At 59.2% G+C, this 20,021-nt stretch carries 14 protein-coding genes; 2 read left to right on the plus strand and 12 right to left on the minus strand.

Annotated elements, in window-relative coordinates; genetic code table 11:
• The first annotated feature begins 69 nt into the window (after nt 1-69).
• Nucleotides 70-279: a hypothetical protein gene (locus tag GYN08_RS11660; protein WP_166274359.1), complete on the plus strand. Its 210-nt coding sequence runs from the start codon at nt 70-72 to the stop codon at nt 277-279.
• A gap of 847 nt (nt 280-1,126) precedes the next feature.
• Here the strand turns inward: GYN08_RS11660 and GYN08_RS11665 are convergent.
• The 4 genes from GYN08_RS11665 to cysT all read right to left on the minus strand — a co-directional run bounded on the left by GYN08_RS11665 (nt 1,127) and on the right by cysT (nt 5,091).
• Nucleotides 1,127-2,164, minus strand: a complete 1,038-nt coding sequence (locus GYN08_RS11665; protein ID WP_166274485.1) for a sulfate ABC transporter substrate-binding protein — start codon at nt 2,162-2,164, stop codon at nt 1,127-1,129.
• A gap of 241 nt (nt 2,165-2,405) precedes the next feature.
• Nucleotides 2,406-3,470 carry a sulfate/molybdate ABC transporter ATP-binding protein gene (locus GYN08_RS11670; RefSeq protein WP_166274360.1) on the minus strand — a complete coding sequence of 355 codons (1,065 nt, stop codon included), beginning with the start codon at nt 3,468-3,470 and terminating at the stop codon, nt 2,406-2,408.
• 1 nt (nt 3,471) lies between these two features.
• Nucleotides 3,472-4,269 (minus strand): sulfate ABC transporter permease subunit, encoded by a 798-nt coding sequence (locus GYN08_RS11675; RefSeq protein ID WP_166274361.1) that lies wholly within the window; start codon nt 4,267-4,269, stop codon nt 3,472-3,474.
• A gap of 3 nt (nt 4,270-4,272) precedes the next feature.
• A complete protein-coding gene (cysT, locus tag GYN08_RS11680; RefSeq protein ID WP_166274362.1) occupies nt 4,273-5,091 on the minus strand; it encodes a sulfate ABC transporter permease subunit CysT in 819 nt (272 codons plus the stop codon).
• Between the two features lie 200 nt (nt 5,092-5,291).
• Between cysT and GYN08_RS11685 the strand changes: the two genes are divergently transcribed.
• Nucleotides 5,292-5,693 (plus strand): secondary thiamine-phosphate synthase enzyme YjbQ, encoded by a 402-nt coding sequence (locus GYN08_RS11685; RefSeq protein ID WP_166274363.1) that lies wholly within the window; start codon nt 5,292-5,294, stop codon nt 5,691-5,693.
• A gap of 572 nt (nt 5,694-6,265) precedes the next feature.
• On the opposite strand, the gene GYN08_RS11690 is transcribed toward GYN08_RS11685, so the two are convergent.
• The 8 genes from GYN08_RS11690 to GYN08_RS11725 form a co-directional block, all read right to left on the minus strand.
• Nucleotides 6,266-6,868, minus strand: coding sequence for a TetR/AcrR family transcriptional regulator (locus GYN08_RS11690; RefSeq protein WP_166274364.1), 603 nt, complete (start codon nt 6,866-6,868; stop codon nt 6,266-6,268).
• 5 nt (nt 6,869-6,873) lie between these two features.
• A complete protein-coding gene (locus GYN08_RS11695; RefSeq protein WP_166274365.1) occupies nt 6,874-7,506 on the minus strand; it encodes a YigZ family protein in 633 nt (210 codons plus the stop codon).
• 203 nt (nt 7,507-7,709) lie between these two features.
• A complete protein-coding gene (locus GYN08_RS11700) occupies nt 7,710-9,065 on the minus strand; it encodes a glucose-6-phosphate isomerase (protein ID WP_166274366.1) in 1,356 nt (451 codons plus the stop codon).
• A gap of 335 nt (nt 9,066-9,400) precedes the next feature.
• Complete coding sequence (gene tkt, locus GYN08_RS11705) at nt 9,401-11,419, minus strand: transketolase (RefSeq protein ID WP_166274367.1); 2,019 nt, start codon at nt 11,417-11,419, stop codon at nt 9,401-9,403.
• Between the two features lie 279 nt (nt 11,420-11,698).
• Nucleotides 11,699-13,165: a carboxylesterase/lipase family protein gene (locus tag GYN08_RS11710; protein ID WP_166274368.1), complete on the minus strand. Its 1,467-nt coding sequence runs from the start codon at nt 13,163-13,165 to the stop codon at nt 11,699-11,701.
• A 189-nt stretch (nt 13,166-13,354) separates the two neighbouring features.
• Nucleotides 13,355-14,344 carry a LacI family DNA-binding transcriptional regulator gene (locus tag GYN08_RS11715; RefSeq protein WP_166274369.1) on the minus strand — a complete coding sequence of 330 codons (990 nt, stop codon included), beginning with the start codon at nt 14,342-14,344 and terminating at the stop codon, nt 13,355-13,357.
• A gap of 99 nt (nt 14,345-14,443) precedes the next feature.
• Nucleotides 14,444-17,797, minus strand: coding sequence for a GH36-type glycosyl hydrolase domain-containing protein (locus GYN08_RS11720; RefSeq protein WP_166274370.1), 3,354 nt, complete (start codon nt 17,795-17,797; stop codon nt 14,444-14,446).
• Between the two features lie 54 nt (nt 17,798-17,851).
• Entirely contained in the window at nt 17,852-20,014 is a 2,163-nt protein-coding gene (locus tag GYN08_RS11725; RefSeq protein WP_166274371.1) for a glycoside hydrolase family 3 N-terminal domain-containing protein, read from the minus strand.
• Nucleotides 20,015-20,021: the final 7 nt, after the last annotated feature.

The following is a 20,021-nucleotide window of genomic DNA, read 5'->3' on the forward strand; positions in this document are numbered from 1 at the left end:
TCGTCGGGCTCGACCCGCGCCGGTCCGTTTATCCATTCTTGTATCCACTATCTTGATAAAGGAGCTTCCATGAAAACATTCATTACTTCGAAATCCTTTTGGATTCCGTTCATTCTGGTTCTTATCCTCGGCGTCTGGCAAAATTTCGGCAAAGAAGGTCACAGCCTTTTGTCCGTCCTGACTTCCTCGCTTGTCGCCGCCCTCATTTCCGGCATCGTGATCGGCGGCATCGTTTATCTGATGTTCGAGATCAGCGGCATGCGCCGGGGCAGAAAATAAACGAGAACGATCCGGGAGCCGAATAGGCAGTCCGAAACGCAGCAACCCCCAATCAAATTCGGAGCGCCGCAAAAATCCGGACAGCGGATTCGGAAATAAGTGCGCATGAATGCTTATTTTCGATTTTTAGACGCATCAAGACAAAATAACTGCGCATAAGCAGCTATTTACTCTGCTTATCGCCTTTTCGCTCATTTTCCGGACAAATAACGATCTATATGCAGTTATTTCCAAAAAAGTAGGTGTTTTTCGGGAAATAACTGCTCTCCTGCACTTATTTTCGAAATTCCCCTTCACAAACGCTTCCGTTGTCTTTATTCGCGCTGTCGACGCGAACCCGTAAACAAAGAAACCCGGCTTGATGCGTCCGGGTTTCTCTGCAATCCGAGCGTAGGCCGGCAACTCCCCGGCCTGCGCTCTTTTTATTTTTATCCCGCCTTCGGCGATGCGGCACGCGAGCCCCGCCTTGCCCTCCCCGCCCTCGGCGATGCGGCACGCGAGCCCCGCTCTGCCCTTCCTGCTCTTGGCGATGCGGCACGCGAGCCCCGCTCTGCCCTCCCCGCTCTCGGCGATGCGGCACGCGAGCCCCGCTCTGCCCTTCCTGCTCTTGGCGATGCGGCACGCGAGCCCCGCTCTGCCCTTTCCGCCTTCGGCGATGCGGCACGCGAGCCCTGCCTTGCCCTCCCTCCGAGAGCGGGCGAACTGGCGGAGCTGATTTCGAATTGGAGCGACTTTCGGCTTTCTTCCCCCTCCTCTGAATCTTTCACTCCAATAAAAGGGGAAGAAAACGAGCCGGAGCGACAATCGAAATCAGCGCAGCCCGACAGAACGCCGCTCCCGCTCCCCCTTAAATCCCCGCCAACACCTCATACCACACGCCGCGCTTCGAATACAGCTTCTCCCGCACTTCGCTCCAACCGCCCAAATATTGAATATCGAACAACCCCGGCGGAACCGGATAACTCGACTCGAATTCGGCGTATACTTCCGGATCGGTCGGTCGGAATCCGTTGTCCGCGAACACCCGCTGCGCTTCGGCCGACCAGAGGAAGTCCAAGAACGCTTCGGCGGCTTCCCGCGTACCGTGTTTATCGACATTGGCGTCCACGACGGCGGCGGGATTCTCGATCAAAATCGTGTCGTCGGGAACGACCACCTCGTATTTCGCGCCCTGCTTGATCCGGGCCGCCAGCTCGTTCTCGTACGTGACCAGCGCGTCTCCCACGCCGTATTCGAACGCCGCCATCGAAGCGCGGCCGCTTTTATCGAGAGACTCGATATTCGCGTGTACCGACTCCAGAAACGTTTTGGCGAATGCCGGATCTTTTTGCCCCGTCCGGCGTTCCGACTCTTTGAGTCCCGCGCCGTAGATCGCGTTGATGTCCCACTGCGCTCCGCCCGACGTCTTCGGATTCGGGTACAGCACTTTGACTCCGGGCTTCGCCAAGTCAGCAAAGTTCTTTATTCCGAGCGGATTGCCTTCCCGCGTCCCGATCGCGACGACCGAGCGCGTGATCATGCCCCCGTCCGGCTTGTCTTTCCAATTTTCGTTCACGAGTCCCGCTTTCGTCAGCTTGTCGATGTCGCCTTCCAGCGACAGCAGCGTCACATCCGCTTCGAATCCGCCCGCGATGGCGCGCGCCTGCGTGCCGGACGCTTCGTACGATTCTTCGAACGTGACCGTCTGACCGGTCTCTTCCTTCCACTTTTGCTGAAACAGCGGAATAATGTCCTGCACCGAATCTTTCACGACGCTGTAGGCGCCGATTACGAGCTTCACGTCGCCCTGCTGCTCCGCTCCTCCGCCGCTGCCGCCGCTTTCGGCCGCGCTCTCGCGTCCCGCGCAGCCGGCCAGCAGGGAACCCGTCAGCGCCGCCGCCGCCATCAGCGCGGACAGCCGCTTAAGCGGACTCCGTTTTACGCGGGACGGTTCGGCGTCCCGCCTGCGCCGCGCGCCGCCTTGTTCGCTTCGGTCCGTTCCGGCGCTTGACCGTCGTTCGCCGCCGTCCGATTCCGCCTGCCCGCCGCCCGGTCGTATGTTATTGCGTCTCATCCGCTTCACACCCTCGTTTAATGTGTTAACGTTATCCCGTATGCTTCGGCAGTCTTCGCCGTATCGCCCGCCGTCAGATCATCATCGACATCGGATCCGCTTTGAATCGATTCTCGGCAATCCAGCTGCGCTCGTCATTGTACAAATAAGCTCGGTGCACCAGTACGCGCACAGGGTCTCCGACCTGAAGCGAATCTTTTTCCAGCGAACGGTACGTGATCAGGCTCTGCTCGCCGACCTGCACCTCGACCAACCATTGGCTGCCGCGGAAATGCAGATGCCGCACGACGCCTTCTTCGGTGGCGGACAGCAGCGTGAACTCATTCGGGCGTCCCGCTTCGACATATTCCGGCCTGATCAATGCCCGCGTCCCCGCCTTGGCAGCCGCCAAATCGAAACCGTGCAGCTTCGCCGCGTGCTCCACCTGCGTCGATTCTCCGATAAACGAAGCGACGAACGGCGTGGCCGGTTCTTTGTAAATATGCCACGGCGTCCCTTTTTGCTCGACCCTGCCCTGGCTGATGACCATGATCTCGTCCGCGACTTCGATCGCTTCGTCCTGGTCGTGCGTGACGAAGATCGACGTGATGCCGACCCGCTCGATCAGCTCCCGCAGCCACGAGCGCAGCTCCTGCCGAATCTTGGCGTCGATCGCCGCGAACGGCTCGTCGAGCAGCAGCAGTTGAGGCTCGGGAGCCAGCGCGCGGGCAAACGCTACCCGCTGACGCTGCCCGCCCGAGAGCTGCTGCGGATAGCGCTGTTCGAATCCTTTGAGTCCCGTCAGCTCCACCAGTTCCGTGACCCGGTCGCGGATTTGCGCTTTGGGCGCTTTTTTGACTTTGAGTCCGTAAGCGATATTTTCGAACACGGTCATATGCTTGAACAGCGCATAGTTCTGGAACACGAAGCCGATACCTCTCTCCTGCGTCGGCAGATCGTTGACCCTTTTGCCGTGGAACAGAATCTCGCCGGAATCCGGCGTTTCCAATCCCGCCAGCATGCGCAGAATGGACGTCTTGCCGCCGCCGCTCGGACCGAGGAGGCCGATCAGATGCCCTTTTTGAATGCCGAACGAGACGTCCTTCACTGCATGGAAACTGCCGAAATGTTTGTCGAGCCCGCGAACTTCCACATGCATCTTAATGCACTTCCCTTCTCTTCTTCGTCCATTCCATCAGCAGCAGCAGCCCGGCCGAGAACGCCGCCAGAATCAGCGCGATGCCTCCGGCCGCCGCGATATTGAAGTTCTCCACGTCCTGATACACGAGCGTCGTCGCCGTCTGCGTCCGGTTGATGATATTGCCCGACACGACCAGCACAGCGCCGAATTCGCCCATCGAGCGCGCGATCGTCAGAACCGCCCCGTATGCGACGCCCCAACGGATCGACGGCCAGGTCACGCGGCGGAACGTCGTCCAGCCGTAAGCGCCCAGCGTGGCCGAAGCCTGCTCTTGATCGTCGCCGATCTCTTCCAGCACCGGCATGATCTCGCGCACCATGAGCGGGAACGTCACGAACAGCGTCGCGATGACCATGCCCGGGAACGCGTACACGATATTGAAGCCGATGTTTTGAAAAAAGGAACCGATCGCCGTATCCGGACCGACCAGCAGCACGATCATCAGGCCCCCGATGACCGGCGACACGGCATACGGCAGGTCGACGATGCTGTTCATGACGCTGCGCAGCCGGCGGCCGAGCCATTTGCCCCGCACCAGATACAGCGCCGTCATGATGCCGAATACGCCGTTCAGCACCGTGACGCAGAGCACGACTAGCCCGGTCATCATCAGCGCGTGCAGCGCTTCGGGACGGGTGACGGCTTCCGCGAAGCCCGACCATCCGTTCGAAAAAGCGCTTTGCACCATTTTGGCGAGCGGCGCGACCAGCAGGACGGCGAAGACGGCATAAGTCAGAATGATCCACAGTTTTCTCATCGTTTAATTCCGACCTCCCCTGCGCTGTACCCGGTTAATGAGCCAAAGGATGCCCAGCGATAAAGTCAGCAGCAGCACCGATACGGCGGCCGCGCCCAGATTGTTGTCGCTCTCCACTTCCCCGTAAATGAACACGGAAGCCGTCAGCGTCTTGGCCGGAATATTGCCCGCGACCAATACGACGGCGCCGAATTCGGCGAGCGCCCGCGAGAAGGCCAGCATGGCTCCCCCGGCGATTCCCGGAGCGATCTGCGGCAGAATGACGCGAAAAAAAGTAGTCGCGCGCGATGCTCCGAGCGTATACGAAGCTTCCTCCGCCGATGCGTCCATCTCCTCCAGCAGCGGCTGAATGGCGCGGATCACGAACGGGAACGTGACGAAGACCATCGCGATCACGATCGCCGGCTGGTGAAACACGATATCGAAGCCGAACTTTTCCGCAATGCCGCCGACCCAGCTGTTCGGTCCGAGCAGCAGCAGGATCATCAGCCCGCCGACGGCCGTCGGCAGCGCGAACGGCAGGTCGACGAGACTGTTCAGCACGGTCCGTCCAGGGAAACGATAGCGTACCAGCACCCAGGCGATCATCGTTCCGATCAGCACATTGATGACGGTGGCGACCAAGGCGAGCTTCAGCGTCAGCAGCACGGCTTTCCACGCGATAGGATCGGAGACGTTTTCCCAGAACGGTCCCCAACCTTCCGAGAAAGAATAGACGTACACGCCCGCTATGGGAAGTACGATCAATACGACAAAATACAGCAGGACCGTCGAACGAAAACCGTAGGTCCAGCCTTTGTGACGCAGCCATGACGTTTGCACCGGATATTCCTCCAACTCTTCATTATTCCCATTAGACTACTCGGTTTAACTTACTGCATAATGTATCAGGGTTACGGATTAGCGTCAATCGCTTTTTTCGGAAAGGATTTATCCGGTCGCAGGCATATCGACGACTGCCGGGTATATACTGAAGAGGAAGCTGACAGGCGCAGTGCCTGAGAAAACAAGGAGGAATTCGCATGCTGCATACGTTCGAACTGTCCACCTCCCGCCGCGACGAGATCGTCGACATCACGCCGCAGGTGAGGGAGCTTATCCGGCAGAGCGGCGTCCGGGAAGGACTCGCCTTCGTGTATTGTCCGCATACGACGGCCGGCATCGCCATCAACGAAAATGCCGATCCCGACGTCAAACGCGATATTCTGATGATTCTGGACGAGGTGTATCCGTGGGAGCATCCCAAGTACCGCCATGCCGAAGGGAATACGGCGGCGCATCTGAAAGCCATTACCTGCGGCTCGTCCCAAACGGTGATCATCCAGGACGGTCGCCCGGTGCTGGGCACCTGGCAGGGCATCTACTTCTGCGAATTCGACGGGCCGCGTTCCAGGACGTTTAAGGTGAAAATTGTGGAGGGGTAGAGAGTTAGAACAGGACTTTCTGTCCCCCTGACAGACCAAACAGCCGCCTGCCGCGAATTCCGGAAAGCTTCCGGGCGCGAGCGGGCGGCTGTTCGGCCTTTTTTCGGATTTATCCAATCCGCGACGATCCAACCCGGTTCTATCCGCTTTCGCCCTCCGGAATGACTTCTGAAGTTTTGTCAGCTTTTTTGCAGCATAAAAGTCCCTCCGCGTACTTCCGCAAAATACTCGTTTTTTCCGTTCCCGTAACTTTTCTGTTCCTGACCCTCACTCAGAGAAAAGTCCGTTTTGATCGTTCCGGATCTTTTGAATCAAGCGATCGCTTACGATATCCGCTCCCAGCGCTTTCATCATTTGCTGCAAAAATTTCAGCCTTTTATCGTCTTTTCACTTTTCCGCTCAAATAAACAGGGTTAACCCATATATGGATGAAACAAAACTCGAAAAGCCCATATCTCGGGAAGATATGGGCTTTCTAAAAAACTTGGTTTTCTTCCGCAAAAGCGGTATCCGCCTGCTCAGCTGCGATAACTTTATGCAGTGTCGCATCAAAGCGTCTCTAAATTAACCTTTCAACGTCTTGAAGCAGGCAGATGCAGATTTTCGCATAAAATGCGCACATGCCTCACCGCGGCATCATGGACTTCTTCGAACGAAACTTTTTCCTGAATGTAATAGGAGATGAATCCGTGCGCGGACAAGAACAAGCTGAGCGGCACGCTGTTCAGCGATTCCTCCGTATGCAGGCTCTGATCCAGATGTCCGCGAACGATGGATGCGAACAGCTCCAGACATCGGCCCTGTTCGTTCCGGCAGTAAGCCAGCAGCTCTTCGTCGCGCGTCATGAACATGATTTCGTATTGATGCGGATGATCCAGGCCGAAGCGGATGAATTCCAGCAGCAGCAGTTCGGTGCGCGTAAATTCTTCCGTCTCCGGCACGTTCATCACGCTGTTCAGGCAGCTCGACAAATAGCCGAAGTCCTCAATAACGATGGCGTAAAACAGTTCCGCTTTTTCTTTAAAGTGATAGTAGAGCGAGCCATGGCTGTAACCGAGATGCTGTCCGATACTGCGCATGGAAATGGCACGGTATCCTTTGGTGATGAACAAGTGCCTGGCCGCCTCCAAAATTCGCTCCCGCGACAATTCCTGCTCTACTGCTCTTCTCGCCATAGTCGTTATTCCCCTTCGATGTAATAAACCGGGTCTCCCTTCACGATGTCGGCCTGCCCCTGCGTCAGGTCGGTAATCCAGGAGATGAAACGATCGGCTTCGCCGGACGGCGGCAGACAGAGCAGCGTCACTTTGTCCGTGAACTGCGTGTCGCCCGTACGGACTTCGCGTTCGCGAAGTTCGTTCTCCACTTTGCCGTGCCAGGTATAATCGATTGTCACGAATATCTGCGTATGCAGCACCCGCGTGATCTCTTCTCCGGCTTCCACCGCGGCCACGGCTCCGTCCGCGTAAGCGCGAATCAGGCCGCCGGCGCCCAGCATGATGCCGCCGAAATAGCGCGTCACGACGACCGCCACGTTTTTGAGTTCCCGGTTTTTCAATACTTCCAAAATGGGCTTTCCGGCCGTTCCGCTGGGTTCCCCGTCGTCGGACTGCCGTTGAATCTCATCACGCTCGCCGAGCAGGTAAGCCGAACAGTTGTGGGTAGCGTCGCGATGAAGCTTTTTGATTTCGTCGATAAAAGCAATGGCTTCCTCTTCCGTCGAGACGGGTCGAATATGGCCGATAAAGCGCGATTTGCGAATGACGATTTCTTTTTGCCCTTCGCTTCTGACGGTCTTGTAGCGTTCCAACATATAGGTTTTCGAACCTTTCCTTATAGTAGAAAGCAGCCCCCCTAGTCCGAACACGCGATAAATCCGCGATTCGGATGGGTGAACTGCTTTCCTCTGTTTGGCCCGGGGCTTCCGCTTAACAGCAAATTAACCGGTGGTTATTCTCTTATTAAAACAGGAATTGACGCTTCCGTAAAGATTCATGTCAGCATTATTCCGCGGAATTATTCCGACAGGCGCGATTCCAGTTCGGCTTTTTCTTTTTCGAAGCCCGGCTTGCCGAGCAGCGCGAACATGTTCTTCTTGTACGCTTCGACGCCCGGCTGGTCGAACGGGTTGACGCCCAGCAGGTAGCCGCTGATGCCGCAGGCTTTCTCGAAGAAGTACACGAGGTAGCCGAACGTGTACGGGCTGAAATCCTTGATGTTGACGATCAGGTTCGGCACCTGGCCGTCCGTGTGCGCCAGCATCGTGCCCTGGAACGCCTTCTTGTTGACGAAGTCCATCGTCTTGCCGGCGAGGAAGTTCAGGCCGTCCAGATCGTCCGGATCTTCTTCGATCGTGATCTGCTCGGACACGTTTTCCACCTGGATCACGGTCTCGAAGATGTTGCGGCTGCCTTCTTGAATGAATTGGCCCATCGAGTGCAGGTCGGTCGAGAAGTCCACGGAGGACGGATAGATGCCTTTGAAGTCTTTGCCTTCGCTCTCGCCGAACAGCTGCTTCCACCATTCCGACACGAAGTGCAGCGACGGCTCGTAGTTGACGAGAATTTCCGTGCCTTTGCCTTTGCGGTACAGCGCGTTGCGGACGGCTGCATATTGATACGCTTCGTTCTCGGCCACGTTCGGATTCGAGAATTCGTCGGAAGCGTCGGCCGCGCCCTGCATCATGGCGTCGATGTCCACGCCGGCAGCCGCGATCGGCAGCAGGCCGACAGCCGTCAGCACGGAGTAGCGTCCGCCCACGTCGTCCGGAATGATGAACGATTCATAGCCTTCTTCGGTCGCCAGTTTCTTCAGCGCGCCGCGGGCTTTGTCCGTTGTCGCATAGATGCGCTTGCGCGCTTCTTCCTTGCCGTACTTCTTCTCCAGGGCGGCGCGGAAGAGACGGAACGCGATCGCCGGTTCCGTCGTCGTGCCGGATTTGGAGATGACGTTGACGGAGAAGTCTTTGCCTTCGATCAGCTGCATCAGATGCGCGACATACGTCGAGCTGATGCTGTTGCCGGCGAAGAAGACCTGCGGAGTCTTGCGCTGGGACTTGTCCTGCACGTTGTAGAAGGAATTCGTCAGCATCTCGATCGCGGCGCGGGCGCCCAGGTACGAACCGCCGATACCGATCACGATCAGCACTTCGGAGTCGCTCTGGATTTTTTCGGCCGCCTTCTTGATGCGCGCGAATTCTTCTTTGTCGTACGCTTTCGGCAGGTCGATCCAGCCGAGGTAGTCGGAACCTACGCCGGTCTTGTTGTGAAGCTGCTCGTGGGCGAGCTTGATCGGCTCCGCGAAGTAGTCGACTTCGTGCTGGGCGACGAATCCGAGCGCTTTGCTGTAATCGAAATGAACGTTTTTAGCCATAATGAAAAGCCTCCTCTGAATTTGCTGCTTTTTGCCGCTTGCAGGGTGCTGCGCGGTTAAACATCCAGAACCAGCATACTGGATTTCCGGGACAGAGACAAGCGAGACCGATCACACCCCGGACGGAATAATCGCCGTCCGAACATGCGTCCGCCGTGCTTCTGCCGCATAAAAAACGCCCCTGGCGTTATCCGGCCGGAGTTCATCACCGGATGCTCTCTTTCGCACGGACGCCGCAGGGGCGAAAAAGCGTTGTCCGCTCCTAGGAACCGGGTCGACCGCGGCGGAACAAGCCGCAGCGGCCGCTCCGGAAGGAATCGGGACGCGCTCAAATATTAGTTAAGCAGTTCTTTGACTTTGGAAACGACGTTTTCCGGCGTGAAGCCGTATTCTTCCATGACTTTGCCGCCCGGAGCCGAAGCGCCGAATGTGTCGATGGCGAGAATCGCGCCTGCGTCGCCGACGTAGCGTTCCCAGCCGAACGGGCTCGCCATTTCGACGGCCAGACGGGCTTTGACGTCAGGCAGGATGACGGAGTCGCGGTAAGCTTTGTCCTGCTTCTCGAACAGATCCCAGCTCGGCATGCTGACGACGCGAACCTGGATGCCTTCTTCGGCAAGCTTCGCCTGTGCCTTGACGGCCAGCTGCACTTCCGAACCCGTGGCGAGGATCTGGGCGGCAGGCTTGCCGTCCTTAGCGTCGGACACGACGTAAGCGCCGCGTGTCACGCCTTCCCATGCGCCTTCGACCGTTCCTTCGAGGATCGGCAGGTTTTGACGGGTCAGAACCAGGGCAACCGGATTTTCTTTGTTTTGCAGCGAGTAAGCCCATGCCGCGGACGTTTCGTTCGCGTCTGCCGGACGAATTACCGTCAGGCCCGGGATGATGCGTACGGACGCCAGCTGTTCGATCGGCTCGTGGGTCGGGCCGTCTTCGCCGACGGCGATGCTGTCGTGCGTCAGCACGTAAGTGACCGGCAGCTTCATCAGCGCGGCCAGGCGAACCGCCGGACGCAGGTAGTCGGTGAATACGAAGAACGTACCGCCGAACACTTTGATGCCGCCGTGCAGAGCGATCCCGTTCATGGCGCCCGCCATGCCGAATTCGCGTACGCCGTAATAGATGTTGCGGCCGGCGCGTTCCTGCGGCGTGAATACCGTGATATCGTTCAGGTGCGTCATCGTCGAGCTTTCCAGGTCGGCCGATCCGCCGAACAGCTGAGGCACGCGATGCACGACGCCGTTCAGCGCTTTGCCGGAAGCGACGCGGGTCGACATTTCTTTATCTTCCGCTTTGTACTTCGGCAGTTCCTTATCCCATTCGATCGGCAGATCGTTGCTGAACGCCATCAGGAATTGAGCGGCCAGCTCAGGGTTTTCTTTTTGGAATTTCTCGAACTGGTCGTCCCAGACTTTGTTGGCCAGTTCGCCTTTTTCTTTTACTTTGGCAAAGTGTTCGCGAACTTCGTCCGGCACGTAGAAGTCTTCTTCGTAAACCCAGTTGTAGAATTCTTTGGTCAGCTTCGTTTCGTCGGAACCGAGCGGGGAACCGTGAGGACCCGCGTGTCCGCCTTTGCCCTGCTTGTTCGGGCTGCCGTAGCCGATGATCGTCTTGACTTCGATCAGCGTCGGGCGTCCCGTATCCATTTTCGCTTCGGCGATCGCTTTGTCCAGCGCATCGACGTCGTTGCCGTCCTCGACGCGAAGCACCTGCCAGCCGTAGCCTTCGAAACGCTTCATGACGCTGTCCGTGAACGAGAGCGAAGCTTCGCCGTCCAGCGTGATGTCGTTGGAATCGTACAGCATGATCAGTTTGCCGAGCTGCATATGTCCGGCCATGGAAGCCGCTTCGTGCGAAACGCCTTCCATGAGGTCGCCGTCGCCGCAGATCGCGTATGTGTAATGGTCGATCAATTTATAGTCGCCTTTATTGTAGACGGCAGCCGTGTGCGCTTCCGCGATCGCCATGCCGACCGCCATCGCCACGCCTTGACCCAGAGGTCCGGTCGTCGCGTCGACGCCCGCCGTGTGACCGTATTCCGGGTGGCCCGGCGTCTTGCTTCCCCATTGGCGGAACTGCTTGATTTCGTCCATCGGCAGGTCGTAGCCCGACAGGTGCAGCAGGCTGTAAAGCAGCATCGAACCGTGGCCCGCGGACAGCACGAAGCGGTCCCGGTTAACCCAGGTCGGGTTGGACGGGTTATGGTTCATCGTCTTGGCGAAGAGCTGGTAACCCATCGGCGCCGAACCCATCGGCATACCCGGGTGTCCGGATTTCGCCTTCTCGATCGCGTCGATCGAAAGGGTACGGATTGTAGCAATCGACAAATCGTCGATTTTGACATTGTTGGCCATGTTCTAATATCCTCCTCGGTCGTTTCCGGCATGCCGGAAGCGGATTGTGAAGACTCCTGTGATCCAGTATATCACTTTGAAACATTCATTTCCATAGGATTCGGGATAAAGCCCGGAATTTGAAGAATCTCCGCGAAAAAGACCGTTTTCCCGAACTTCGTCCGCCGCGCCTACATGACCCTTTACCCGAGATGCCGTGCGGTTATTCGCCGCGGAACAAGTTTGCGGCGAATCCCCTCGCGGAATCGCGGCCGTCGTTCGGTCCCGCTTGCCGGCTCGTCAGACGCCGCGCGCGAACAGCTTTTCCCTTTTTTCGCGGTCCGGATCGAGTTCGGGCAGCGTTTCCGCGCCGAAGATCATCGTCGTCCGGCTGTCCGTGTCGTAAGGCGCCCAAGGCAGCGCTCCCGTCGAAGGATCGCCGGATGCGGCGAACGCCTGCCAGGCGCCGCGCATGGCTTCGGACAGATTATGCATGGACGGTTCGATCCGCACGCCCATTCGCGGCAGCAGAACCAGATTGCCGAATACGAACGGAATTTCGGCGGCATGGACCGCTTTCCCGAAAAACGGGTGCCCGGGCAGCGACCAGTCGAAACGGTACATCCATACCGGCGCATGCCGGGCCTGCGCTTCCGCGAGCGCCAACGCCGACCGCCAGAAATACAGCTCCGTCATCATTCGCGCCTGCCCCTCGACGGTGGAAGGATACTGCGCGACCCACTCTTCCGCGTTATCCAATCCCGCGATCGCGCGCAGCGTGCGGGCCGATTGTTCCGGTTCCAGACGCTGCGATTCTTCGCGGAAAAAGAAAGCCCCTTCCTCCTTGTTCGTGCCGACGATCAGCGGAATTCCCGCCGCCGAGCCTTCCGATATGGCCCGAAGCGGCTCTTCGGGAAGCGTCGACGGCTCCAGCGCGGGCTGGAACGCAAGCGCCGGGAAATCTTCGCCGGCGTTCTCCAGTCCCGCTCCGGCGGCCAGCAGATCTTCCGCCGCCAGCGTCTTGAGCGTCTCCAGGTTTCCCCCGTCCACGTTCAGCCGGCGCAAATAAGCCGCCGCGACGCTCTCCGCTTGCGCGGCCGACATGGCCTGGGCGCCTCCGCTCTGCAGGACGGCTTTGTGGAATAATCCTTTTGCGGCCGGCATCGCCAGCAGCGCGGCGACGCTCATCGAGCCCGCCGACTCCCCGAACAAGGTCACGTTGTCCGGATCTCCGCCGAACGCCGCGATATTTTCCCGCACCCACTTCAGAGCCATCACCTGATCGGACAGTCCCGCATTGGAGTCGAATGCCTCTCCGAGCGGCGCCAGGTGCAGGAACCCGAACGGACCCAACCGGTAATTGAGCGAAACGACGACGCACCGCCCGCGCAGCGCCAGCTGGGTCCCGTCGTAGAGCGGAATGCTGGACGAGCCCGATACGAAGGCTCCGCCGTGGATCCACACCATGACCGGAAGACCTTCTCCGCCGTCTTCCGGCGCCCATACGTTCAAGAACAGACAGTCCTCGGACATCTCCGGAACGCCGCCGCCGAACGTCGACGCTTCATCGGGCACCGGCTGCGGGCAGACCGGTCCGAACGTCAGCGCGTCCCGAATGCCGGTCCAGGCTTCCGGCGGCTGAGCCGCGCGAAAGCGCAGCCCGCCCACCGGAGGTCTGGCGTACGGCACGCCTTTCCACGATACGGCACCGTTTGCCGCCGCTCCACGAATTTCTCCCTGCTTTGTGGCCATTGTTCTATACTCCATCGTCTCTCCTGCCTTTCCGCATCGAACGACTGTTTTTTAACTCTTTCCTGTTCATTTAAACATAGGGCCGAGTGCCGGTTCAAATTCTCGCCCTCTTTCCTCCCATGCAAAAAAGCGCCTTCCCTGCAGGGAAGGCGCGGATGACCGAACCGCCGATTCAAGACGCTCGGCAAAAAAAGGAATACGTTTTCAACCGATCGATCCCGCGGGCTCGTTCAGCGTCCCGACGGAGCCTCCTTCGATCAGCCTGACCTGCAGACGTTCGTGCTCGACCGGCTCGCCCGCCAAAATCTTGAGCAGATGCTCCGCGGCCGCGGCTCCCCATTTGGCCCGGGAATAATCGACCGTCGCCAGGCGGGGCTGCAGATACTTGGTCAGTTCGATGTTATCGAAGCCGATCAGATGAACGTGTTCGCCGATCTTCAGTTCCGTCTCCGCCAGCACGTTGCAGATGCCGACCGCCATCTCGTCGTTCAAGCAGAAGACCGCCACCGGTTCCGCGTACTCGTCGAGGATGATCCGCGCCGCGGCCTCTCCGCCTTTTTTTTCGAAGTTGCTGCGGATTTCCTTCAGCGTCACGTCCGGATAACCGGCCGCGATCTGCCGCACGGCGGCCAGACGCTGATTCGAATCGTACGAATTTTCCGGTCCCGTAACGACATACAGCCGGCGATGCCCGCGTTCAAGCAGATAGTTCATCGCCGCCGCCGCGCCGGCTTGATTATCGAGCAGCACGCGATTGATGTTCGGATGAATCAGCTCGCGGTCCAGCACGACGATCCGGTGCCCCCGATCCGCATACCGCAAAATCTCTTCGCTGTCGAAGCCCGAGTCGAGAATGACGGCGCCGTCGATCATCCGCTCGGGCAGCATCCGGTGCGACTGAATGCCGCTGCATACGATCATGTCGTAACCGCTTCGGTTGAGCACGTCTTTGACGCCGTCGAGCAGATCGCCGTAGACATCGCCGCGGAAGTCGGTCAGGAACACGCCGATAATGCGGGATTCCCTCTTCTTCAGCGTACGCGCCGCGGCGTTCGGCACGTAATTGAGTTCCTCGGCGATCGCCAGGATGCGCGAACTGGTCTCGTCCGTCACCTTGCTGCTGCCGTTTAACGCGTAAGACACCGTCGAAATCGATACTCCCGCCTTTTTGGCAATATCCTTGATACTTACCAATCCACTCGCTCCCCTGTCTGGTTGCCTTTTTCTAGATATCTCAATCTAACAGACAACAAAGGCGATCCGTCAAGATCGCCTTGTGTTTTTCGGTGAATTTTATACGAAAATTTCGATTTTATTCCCTTCTTTGGAAGCGGAAGCCTCGAAATCGGCCCGTCCGATACGCACGCCGCCTTCGCGGTAGCGGTTGCCTCCGATCCGTTCGCCGATCTCTTTGCCGTTCAGCTTGACCGTACCGGCTTCTCCGGCGCCGATCCGGTAAACGAACGTCGCCGGAATGCCGTCGTAGCTGAAGTCCAGGCTCAATCCGTCCAGCGAGGCCGGAAGCACCGGATCGACGATCAGGTCGCCGCCTTCCTGACGGATGCCCAGCACGCTGCCGATCAGCTGGTTCATGTAGATCCCCGGGCCGCTGGAGTAAATTCTCCATCCGCCCTTCACCGCCACATCCCCGCTCTTCAGCTCGCCGAATCTTTCCTGCGCCTCGTAACGGTTGTTGAATTTGCCGTCGGAGCTGCTGAAGTACGAGTTGCTCTGACGCAGTTCCGCGTTAGGCACGACTTTTTGGATGCCGACCGGATTGATCATGGCAAGCCCGTTCCACGTTTCGTCCGCACGGCCCAGCTTCGCCATCGCTTCGACGTAGCGGATATGCGCGTGCACGTACTGCAGCCCGATCTCGCGGCCGAAGTTCGACGCCTGCTCGGCGCGCTTGAAGTGCGAGCTGACGCCTCCCGCGTACTGCGCGGGGCGGTTCATCAGACGCACGCCGTCCGGACAGAAGAATTCGCGCTTGATCAGATCGTAGTGCGCTTTCGCCTGCTCCGGCTCCAGCAGTTCCGCGATCATGCTGCGCGTCATCGGCAGCAGCCGGTAATGGATGCCCGTCTCGCTGTCGCTCGGGTGCAGCATCGGCTTCGGCTTGTCGGCTTCCTCCATGTACACGAAGCCCGGAATGACGTCCGTGTTCAGCATGTACCGCCCGAAGTCGGCGCGGATGCCTTCGGCCAGCCCGGCCAGCTCGTCCGCGAACGCCGCGTCATGCTCGCGGATCGCCCCCGACAGCACATTGACCGTCTGATACGTCAGCGCGACCGTCCAGCTGCTGACCATGTACTGCTTGAGCTGCGCGTTGGCCGGCTGCAGCGTATCGTCCCAGTCGCCGTCGCCGTACGAGGACAGGAACGTGTCGTGCAGGAAATGTTCCTTGATGTAGCCGATCTCTTTTTTCGCGTGATCCAAGATGCTGTAGGCTTCTTTCGTAAAGCCGAATTCGTGCTTGACGGTGTACGGAACTTTTTCGTCCAAGAGGGCGAAATCCCGCGTCGTTTTCAAATAATCGGCCAGCACTTTAAGCGGCCATACGATGATGTCGCCGTGGCTCTCTTCCTGCTGGATCGCGAAATACTTGTCGAACATGAACCACTGCGGCCAAGCGCCGTCGTCCTCGTACTGGTGCGAATAGACGGTCTTCAGAATGTCGCGGACCTGCCCGAATTTCTGCGTCGCCATGAAGTACTCGACCGGCCCCTGGCAGACGTCCCGCGTTCCCCACGCCGCGCCGCCGTACTGCTCCAGGCCGTGCGGGGAGGAGTAATGGACGAGCATATTATGGGTATACCACCAGGCGAGGGCATTGACCTTGAACAGTTCTTCGTGCGTCGCGCTTCCGTCCTTCGACAGGCGGAAGCCGTTCATGACGTCCCGGTAGAATTCGCGGTAATTCACGATCTCTTCTTCCAGCGAACGCTCGGCAAAAGGAATCTCTTCGCCGTCCAGCAGCCCTTGAATCGTCAGCGTCCATTCCGCGCTCGGCGCAAGCGTCAGCGCAACCAGCGAAGCATCGCCGGAATTGACGCCGTCCGCCAGCACCGTCTCGTCGCCGACTGACGCTTCCGCGCCGTCGACTTTCATGCGGTAAGCGAGTTCCGGGTACGAGGAAGCGCTGAGCGAAGCCGAGTCGGCCGTAAAGGTCAGCGTGCCGGCCCGCTCCGTCATATGCAGCGGGAATTCGTATTCGTTCACGTTCATCGTAACCTGCGTCGTGACCAGGTAACGGTACGGGCGGCCGCTTTTCGATTGCACGTTCAGGCGCACTTCAGGGCTGTCGACGGTCGTGAAGGTCGTGACGAAGATCGTATCGGTCTCCGTTTTGTACGTCCAGCGCGCATAGTTGAAGCCGATCTCGAACAGCGACGGCATCGTGAGCAGGCGGTACCGCCCTTCGATCTCGACATAAATGCGCTGGCCGGCCGTCTTCGGAACGTTGAGCGCGCTGCGCGCGTTGCTCATCATTTTGTTGAAGTTCGTATTGCCCAGCACGAGCTGAGAGTTGAAAATGCCGTACATGTACGCCGTCGTCGCCATCACCGGGACGCCGAAGGTTACGTTGCCTCCGCTCATCAGGATGTGGCCGTGCGGGCGCTCCACAAGGCGTTCTTTTTCCTTCAGGACGACGTGCTCGTACGTATCCGTGAAAAAGGCCAACAGCTTGCCGCCGGCGCGCTCTTCTTCGTAACGGTTCGGGAACAGCGACGCGATTTCTTCTTCGCTCAAGTCCAGCGTCCGCAGCGGCTCGCCGATCGAGTCTTTAAGCGATGCCGCGGGCAGAGCTTGAAGTTCGCCGTCCGCTTCGGCTTCGTAAGCCTTCCATGCCGCCTGCACGTCGTCCGCGAATTCGAGCTCCGTGATCGCGGCCGGATGATCGGCGCGGTACAGGCCGTAGAAGACGAAACGCGCTTCCCCGCTCAACGCGACCAGTTCCGACTGCAGCGCGGTATAAGCGAATTCGTATTGGTACACTTCGTTTGCCAGCTGTCCGACGGTCAACGATTCCGGCACGTTGCTCTCTTTGTACGATTGGCCGAAGAACTGGAATCCGTCGGTCGAGTAACCGGCCGCGCGCGTCAAGGAACCCTGCTGCATGTACGGAAACGCTCCGCCCTGCGGCTGATTCTGGCGGGAGCAGACGACATAGCCGTTCTTCTCGTCCCGGAACACGGCATGGTCGATGTACTGCGACAGGTATGCCTCGTTGCTGCGTACGGCGCCCGGATCGGCGTTGCCGACGTCCTGGCCGTATACGAGATCGATGTTGACGCCTTCGCCGCGCGTCTTCACGTCCCAGAACCAGACGTCGCGGTCCGTTACGGCGAAGGTCACCGTATAAGAGATGCCCTCGATCTGTCCTTCCCATACGACACGCTTCGAACCGCGGCTGACTTTGCTTCCGGAACGGATGCCGAGCAGCGGGTGGAACGAAATGCCCGATTCCCGGTGAAGCCGCAGGTACAAATTGTTCAGCGAGCCGTCGAGCGGAGAAGACAGCAGCTGGTTAAGCATCGTTTTGCCGCCGAGCGCCTGATACAGGTCGCCGCTCGGCCAGAAGGTGAAGTTCAGGCTTCCCGCCTGAACATTGAACTTCGAGTTTGGATTTGCCATGGTCGTCATGAATGCTTCACTCCCAATTCCGTCAGTATGCGGTCCCCGGTACCGGGGCCGATGTTAAATCAAGGTAAAAGAACCGTTCAGCGTATCCGCGCTGCTGCGGCCGACGAACACGTCGAACCGTCCGGGATCGCTCTTGAAGCTCAAATCCGAATGGTGGTAGCGCAGCTGTTCTTCGTTCAGGGTGAATACGGCGGTGCCGCTTTCCCCCGGCGCCAGATCGAGCTTCACGAAGCCTTTCAGTTCGCGCACCGGGCGCACGACGTCGCCCGCGATATCGCGAACGTACAGCTGTACCGTTTCCGTGCCGGCGCGACTGCCGGTGTTGGTCACGTTCACGCTGATCGCGATCGGGGAATCCGGCGTCATCTTATCCGAAGAAAGCTTAAGACCGTCGTATTCGAAGGTCGTATAGGACAGCCCGAAGCCGAACGGCAGCAGCGGTTCGTTCGGGGCGTCGAGATACTGCGAGACGTAGCGGACCTGAGCGTCTGGCGCTCCCTGCGGGCGGCCGGTGTTGAAGTGATTGTAATAGACGGGAACCTGGCCCACCGAATGCGGGAACGACATGGTCAGCCGCGCCGAAGGGTTGACGGCGCCGATCAGGATGTCGGCGACCGCCGCTCCCCCTTCGCTGCCTGGGAACCAGGCTTCGACGACGGCATCGACCCGATCGTACATGCCGTGCAGATCAAGCGGACGGCCGTTGAACAGAACGGCGGCCGTCGGCTTGCCCAGCTCCGCGATGCGGGCGACGAGATCAAGCTGAACCTGCGGCAGACGGATATCCGTCCGGCAGCCGGCTTCGCCGCTCATCTCGGACGCTTCGCCGAGCGCCAGCACGATCACGTCGGCCGCGGCAGCGGCGTTCAGCGCTTCGCGCAGCTGCTCTTCGGTGCCTTCTTCGATGCCGCATCCTTCGGCCACCGCCGGATTGCCCGGACCCAGACGCTCGGCCAGCGCGGCGTCCAGCTTAACGGCATCTTCCGTCGAACCGTCCCACGACCATGGGCCGAGAATGTCCCCACTCCGCGCGAAAGGTCCGATCAAGGCGACTTTGGCATCCGGTTTGAGCGGCAGCACGCCGTCGTTTTTGAGCAGGACGGTCGATTGGGCCGCCAGTTCGTACGCCGCTTCGCGGTGCTCCCGACTGAACACGATTTCCGCTTCTCGCTCGGGACTTGCGCCGCGGTTCGGATTGTCGAACAGACCGAGCTTGTCTTTGAGCCTGAGAATGCGAAGCACGGCTTCGTCGACCAGCGCTTCGTCCACGCGTCCGCCGCGGACGAGCTCCGGCAGTTCGTGCACGTAGCAGGCGGTCATCATCTCGATGTCCACGCCGGCCCGGATCGCCCGGTAGGCGGCTTCGCGCTCGTCTTCGGCCGCGCCGTGCGGGATCAATTCCTTGACGGCGCCCCAGTCGGAGATCAGTACGCCGTCGAAGCCCCATTCTTCCCGCAGCAAGCTGCGCATAAGCTTTTCGTTGGCGCTGGCCGGAATGCCGTCGATCGTATTGAACGACGTCATGACCATCTCGCAGCCTTCTTCGAGCGCGGCCTTATAAGCCGGAAGATAATATTCGCGCATCTGGCGTTCGGACAGGTCGACCGTATTGTAGTCCCGCCCGGCCTCCGAAGCTCCGTACGCGGCAAAGTGCTTGACGCAGGCGGCGACGCGTTCGGTCTCCTCTTTCAGGTCTTCGCCCTGGAATCCCCGAACGAAAGCCCGGGCGAACAGACTGTTCAAATACGGATCTTCGCCCGTCGATTCCATGACGCGTCCCCAGCGGGGATCGCGCACCAGATCGACCATCGGCGCAAACGTGACATGGATGCCGGACACGGCCGCTTCGCGCGCCGCGATCTCCGCGCTTTTCTGCGCCAACTCGGCATTCCAGGAACAGCCGATCGCCAGCGGCACGGGGAAAATCGTTCGGAACCCGTGTACGATATCCGCCATGAACAGCAGCGGGATACCGTGCGGATTTTTTTTCATGTGGGCTTCCTGTACGGCGATCGCGCCCGCCGCGCCCGCGTAGCCCAAAACGGAACCGCTGCTTGCGATCATCGAATCGGTGATTCCCATTGCTTGCATCGGTCCGGTAATCTGACCCTCGTCGTCCACGCCCTCGTAGAAAGGAGCGGCCAGCTGGACCAGCTGAGCGATTTTCTCTTCGAGCGTCATTCGGCCGATCAGGCCGAGAAGCTGCTGATTGTCCATACCGAGT

The sequence above is a fragment of the Saccharibacillus alkalitolerans genome, assembly GCF_011090185.1.
Taxonomy (GTDB): domain Bacteria; phylum Bacillota; class Bacilli; order Paenibacillales; family Paenibacillaceae; genus Saccharibacillus; species Saccharibacillus alkalitolerans.